This is a genomic window from Streptomyces phytophilus (assembly GCF_013870535.1).
GTDB classification, from domain to species: Bacteria; Actinomycetota; Actinomycetes; order Streptomycetales; family Streptomycetaceae; genus Streptomyces; species Streptomyces phytophilus.
Genome location: NZ_JACBXC010001337.1, coordinates 1 through 1604, shown reverse-complemented (window position 1 = coordinate 1604; position 1604 = coordinate 1). Strand labels below are relative to the sequence as shown.

Genomic DNA, 1604 nt, shown 5'->3' with positions numbered 1-1604 from the left:
TTGGACGCGCTGCGGGGGTAGGCGGCCCGCGTTTGACGCCCCGCGCCCGCCTCAGTGGCGGTGGCGCTCCTGGAAGCGGGCCGCCTTGGCGCGGTTCCCGCACCCCTCCATCGAGCACCAGCGGCGGCGGCCGTTCTTGCTCGTGTCGTAGAACCACAGCACGCACTCGGGGTTCGCACAGCCGCGGACCCGCTCCGGATGCTCCTCGAACAGCCGGACCAGATCGGCCGCGGCGACCCAGGCCGGCAGCCACGCGGGGTCGTCCACGACGACCTCCGAGGTGGCCCGGCCGCCGCGCAGCAGGGGCCGGCGGGAGCCGTGGGCCAGGATCTCGTCGAGCGGCTGCTCGTCCCCGTCGAGGGCGGCGCGCAGGGCGGCGCGGGCCGCGGTGAGCGGCTCGCGTACGGCGGCGGGGGCGGGGGCGTCGGCCGCGGGGTCGGACAGGCCGTGCTCGCCGAGCCAGCGGCCTATGCCGTCGGGCTCGTAGAAGAAGTCGACGGGGCTTCCCTGGTCGATCCACCAGGTGTTCACCAGGTCCAGGGCCAGCGGTTCGCCGGTCAGCGGTCGCGTCATACCGTCCAGTGTAACCGTTCAAGTCGGCTTGACAGGTTGGCGGGGGCGGGTTAGGTTCTTCCCATCGATAACCGTTCAAGTCCATTTTGATGGTTGGAGCCCGCCATGACCGTACGCCACCGCACCGCCCGCATCGACGGCCTCGACGTCTTCTACCGGGAGGCGGGCGACCCGGGCGCGCCGACGCTCGTGCTGCTGCACGGCTTCCCCACCTCGTCCGTGGGCTTCGCGCCGCTGATGGCGGAGCTGTCCGACGAGTTCCGCCTGATCGCCCCCGACTACCCCGGCTTCGGGCTCAGCTCCGCGCCGCCGGCCGACGAGTGGGCGTACACCTTCGACCACCTCGCGGACGTCGTCGACAAGCTGCTCGACCAGCTCGGCGTCTCGCGCTACGCGATCTACATCCACGACTACGGCTCTCCGGTCGGCTTCCGCCTCGCCCTGCGCCACCCCGAGCGCATCACGGGCATCGTCAGCCAGAACGGCAACGCGTACGACGAGGGCTTCACCCCCTTCTGGACCCCGCTGCGGGCCTACTGGGCCGACCCCACGCCGGCCAACCGCGAGGCGCTCCGCTCGCTCCTCACCCCGGACGCCACCCACTGGCAGTACAGCCACGGCGTCCCGGACACCTCGCTGGTCGACCCGGCGCTGGAGGTGCACGACCAGGCCCTGCTGGACCGGCCGGGCAACCAGGAGATCCAGCTCGACCTGTTCCTCGACTACGGCTCGAACCCCGGCCGGTACGCCGACTGGCAGGAGTACCTGCGGGTGCACCAGCCGCCGGTGCTCGCCGCCTGGGGGCGGCACGACGAGATCTTCGGAGCCGACGGGGCGCGCGCCTTCGCCCGGGACGCGAAGGACGCGCAGGTGCAGTTGCTGGACGCCGGTCACTTCCCGCTGACGACCCGGTTCGCGCAGAGCGCCGGGCTGATACGGGACTTCCTGCGCCGGCTGTCCGACTGAGGCCACGGCCGGTGGCGCCGACTCCGGGTGAGGGGACGGCGGGGCGGGCGGTGGTCCGGCGGCGG

At 72.8% G+C, this 1604-nt stretch carries 2 protein-coding genes; one reads left to right on the top strand and one right to left on the bottom strand.

What is annotated here, in order from left to right; genetic code table 11:
- Positions 1–51 precede the first annotated feature (51 nt).
- Entirely contained in the window at positions 52–573 is a 522-nt protein-coding gene (locus H5J30_RS32160) for a CGNR zinc finger domain-containing protein (protein WP_181791151.1), read from the bottom strand.
- A gap of 105 nt (positions 574–678) precedes the next feature.
- Between H5J30_RS32160 and H5J30_RS32155 the strand changes: the two genes are divergently transcribed.
- Complete coding sequence (locus H5J30_RS32155) at positions 679–1539, top strand: alpha/beta fold hydrolase (RefSeq protein WP_181791149.1); 861 nt, start codon at positions 679–681, stop codon at positions 1537–1539.
- Positions 1540–1604: the final 65 nt, after the last annotated feature.

Bases quoted from the DNA above. Each gene is read 5' to 3' on its own strand.
- H5J30_RS32155 (WP_181791149.1), top strand. From the start codon at position 679: ATGACCGTACGCCACCGCACCGCCCGCATCGACGGCCTCGACGTCTTC.
- H5J30_RS32160 (WP_181791151.1), bottom strand. From the start codon at position 573: ATGACGCGACCGCTGACCGGCGAACCGCTGGCCCTGGACCTGGTGAAC.